The sequence below is a fragment of the Arthrobacter sp. H20 genome (genome assembly GCF_000520515.1).
Lineage (GTDB): Bacteria > Actinomycetota > Actinomycetes > Actinomycetales > Micrococcaceae > Arthrobacter_D.
In genome coordinates this window covers 1-3069 of sequence record NZ_KI914756.1, presented here as the reverse complement: position 1 = coordinate 3069, position 3069 = coordinate 1, and the positions used below count along the sequence as shown (strand labels likewise).

Genomic DNA, 3069 nt, shown 5'->3' with positions numbered 1-3069 from the left:
ATTTTCCAACGGCGCCAGATTCGGGCCACGGAGGAAAAGGACACCCCGTGGCGTTCGGCCATGACGCGGGCGGACCAGTGCGAGATCCCCAGCTCAGCCGGCGGGATCCCGTCGTTGGTCAAAGTGTCAGCGATCAGGGCGAGCTCGTCGATCTCCCGCTCCCGGCCCGGGCGCTGGACATCAGACAAGGCCTCGATGCCGCCCTCGGCATAACGATTGCGCCACTTCAAAACGGTTGGCGCCGAAAACCCTGTCATCTTCTCGATCTGGAAATTCGGCACCCCGTCGGCAGCCAACAAAACCGTCCGCGCCCGCAGAGCCACTGTCGCGGTCGATGCTTTCCCACGAGTCAGCGCCTCCAGGGCACCTTTGTCCCCGTCACGCAACTCCAATGCCCTCGCCAAATAAACCATGAATCAAGTCTGACAAACAATCAGCCCCAAAGGAATCAACGACACGCTACACTAGGTGCTACCGGAGGACGACGCCGCTGAACGGACCTCAGCGCCCGACAACTGCCCCCGGGGGTAACGGTGACATCGGACCATAAGCAACGATCCCGCCCCCATCGGGGACGCATCAGGAGGATCGCACCAGCTGCGCTGCACTGTCGGCCAGTACCAGCGCTGGATGTGCTGGGATCCAGCCGCCAAAAAAGGGCCGGTTGAAGTCCACCCCGAAGGCGGACCGCAAGACGTCCAGGCAACCTGCATGCCGCCGACGGCTGGCAAAAACCCGGCATCATCAAGTAATGCATTTGCGTGACCAAGTGCCTGCTGCTACCACCCGGGCACGTCCGCGAGGGACGTTAGGGGCGACTTGTGCACACCGTTCGCGGGGCAGGGCGTAAACAAGCCGGGACGGATCACCGCGAAGGAATCAGCGGATGTGGAAGCCCGCCTGGGTTACGGGTACCGTCTCGGCCCTGCCCCCTCCACAGTTGGCGGCTCCGGGACCGATCTGGGGGAGCGAGAAGTTCTGCGCACCTTCTGTGTCCAAGGTGAAGGCCACCATCTTGCCGTCCAGGACAACACCGGCGGCCGTCTCGCCCTTGGTGATGGTTCCACTGACTTCTGTCCGGCCGTCATTGAACTCCAGGCAGGTCAACCGGGCCGTGAAGTGGGATAACCCTGACGGGCTCTGATGCGTGAAGGACAGGCGTCCGGCGGCCACACCGTCGCTGCCGAGTTTGCCTTCCACCGACAACCTCCGCTGGTCCTCCGGCAGGGAGCTCACGGCTGCCCCATTGATGCGATGAACCTCGCTGGCGCTGGTGCTGGAGTTGGTGCGGGGGGTGCCGTCCGCGTCCGCGAAAGCCGGACTCGGAGCGAGCAACGCCAAAACGGCGATGCTCATTGGGGCGAGGAACGTTCGTAGCCGCACGATAGTCTCCTAAAGAAAATGAATGACAAATAATCCACCCACCCTATCCACGTGACAGATCGAGGTTCTGTAATCCAGCACACTGACGCCGACCCATCCACACCACTGTCAGCGCAATGTGGCGGGTCCAGCCCAGTGCTTTTTTTATGGCCGCGGTGACCGCCTTCGCGGGTGTTCGGCAAGAGTGGCGCGTAGGAACCTTGATCGCGGGCTACGCGCCCGTTCAGGTCGTCCGTGGTGTCACCTTCGGTCCTCGTCAGAGCACGTCGTTGGTACCCATGCTCAGGTACCGGTACACAGTTGCCCGGCTGGCCCCGATGATCTTCCCAATATCAGCCGGAGCAAGACCCTGGGCCTTCAGATCACGGGCGCGCTTGACCAACGCATGAGCGGCGGTGACTTCCCGCCGCCCGGCCTTCCGCCCATGTTCAGCTGCCACGGCCATGCCGGCCCTGGTCCGCTCGGCCAGCTGGTCGCGCTCGAGCTGAGCGAAGGCGGACATCACGGTCAGCATGGCCCTGCCCATCGGACCCGTCGTACTGATGCCTTCCGTGACGCTGCGGAAGTGCACCCCCCGGTGTTCGAGATCATCGATGAGGGCCAGCAGGTTTCGGGTGTTGCGCCCTAACCTGTCCAGCTTCCACACCACCACCTCATCTCCCTCCCGAAGATGATCGAGCAGTTTATCCAGTTCAGGCCTGCTGGCCCTCGTCCCGCTCACACCATGGTCCGTAAAAACCCGCCTGCAGCCCGCGGCCGCTAACGCCGCCTGCTGCAGGTCCGCGTTCTGGTCCAGGGTGCTGACCCTCGCATACCCGATACTGCCCACGCCCACTCCCCTATTAGCTCATCAAAGGCCCTAATCCGCTTTGTTGAGAATAGTCCATGTGAGACACATTGCTGAGACACGACACGCCTCCGGGAATTGCCGCAAATACTGGACTCCGACCAACCGCAGTCGGGCCCGCCGTCACGTCCTGACAAAGGATCCTTTGCTGAGATGCCAGCGGGCGGCCCACCGGGCCGCCTCGAGCGGGGTCGTGGAACCGCCAAATTAAGCTGCAATCTAACCGCCATTCCTGACTGAGCGTTACAGGGGCGTCAATACTGCAGATACGAAGACGGCTACTGGGACGTCTGCGAGACCGCTGCTGGCCGAACTACTCCGGCTAGTCGGTGGGTGATTCGATCTGATCGAACGCTGCAGAGAGTTCATCGGCTGCGGGAAGGGGTGGTTTCAACAGATCAACGCACCGCGGGGTGAATAAGCCTAGCCTCGGTCTTTCATGAGGTAGTGGCTGGTGGGGCGTGGTTAAACGACGAAAAGTGCTCCTGAGCTGGGAAAATAGTGTTGTTGACGCAAAATTTCCGGCCAGCTGAAGGAGCACCTTTCTGGTGAGTAATACTACCGCTCTCTACCCGTCTGTCCGTGCTGATTCCGCCGGGGCCGGGGTGGTGTCCCAGGCCGGCGGGATGATCCTGACTCGGACGGTGCGGGTTTCGGGGATCGGCGCGGGGCTTTCTGAGATCGAACGCTGCAGAGAGTTCATCGGCTGCGGGAAGGGGTGGTTTCAACAGATCAACGCACCGCGGGGTGAATAAGCCTAGCCTCGGTCTTTCATGAGGTAGTGGCTGGTGGGGCGTGGTTAAACGACGAAAAGTGCTCCTGAGCTGGGAAAATAGTGT

Annotated in this window: 4 protein-coding genes; 1 reads left to right on the top strand and 3 read right to left on the bottom strand. The window is 61.8% G+C overall.

Annotation, left to right across the window (positions count from 1 at the left end; all coding sequences use genetic code 11):
* From Y703_RS21080 to Y703_RS0115530, 3 genes are all read right to left on the bottom strand, one after another.
* Nucleotides 1-413: helix-turn-helix domain-containing protein (locus tag Y703_RS21080; RefSeq protein ID WP_155849565.1), on the bottom strand; the 413-nt coding region annotated here is incomplete at its 3' end.
* A 466-nt stretch (nt 414-879) separates the two neighbouring features.
* Nucleotides 880-1383, bottom strand: a complete 504-nt coding sequence (locus Y703_RS0115535; RefSeq protein ID WP_155849564.1) for a hypothetical protein — start codon at nt 1381-1383, stop codon at nt 880-882.
* A gap of 256 nt (nt 1384-1639) precedes the next feature.
* Complete coding sequence (locus tag Y703_RS0115530; RefSeq protein ID WP_026553444.1) at nt 1640-2212, bottom strand: recombinase family protein; 573 nt, start codon at nt 2210-2212, stop codon at nt 1640-1642.
* A 566-nt stretch (nt 2213-2778) separates the two neighbouring features.
* On the opposite strand from Y703_RS0115530, the gene Y703_RS0115525 reads away from it, so the two are divergent.
* Complete coding sequence (locus Y703_RS0115525; RefSeq protein ID WP_026553443.1) at nt 2779-2985, top strand: hypothetical protein; 207 nt, start codon at nt 2779-2781, stop codon at nt 2983-2985.
* The last annotated feature ends 84 nt before the right edge of the window (nt 2986-3069 follow it).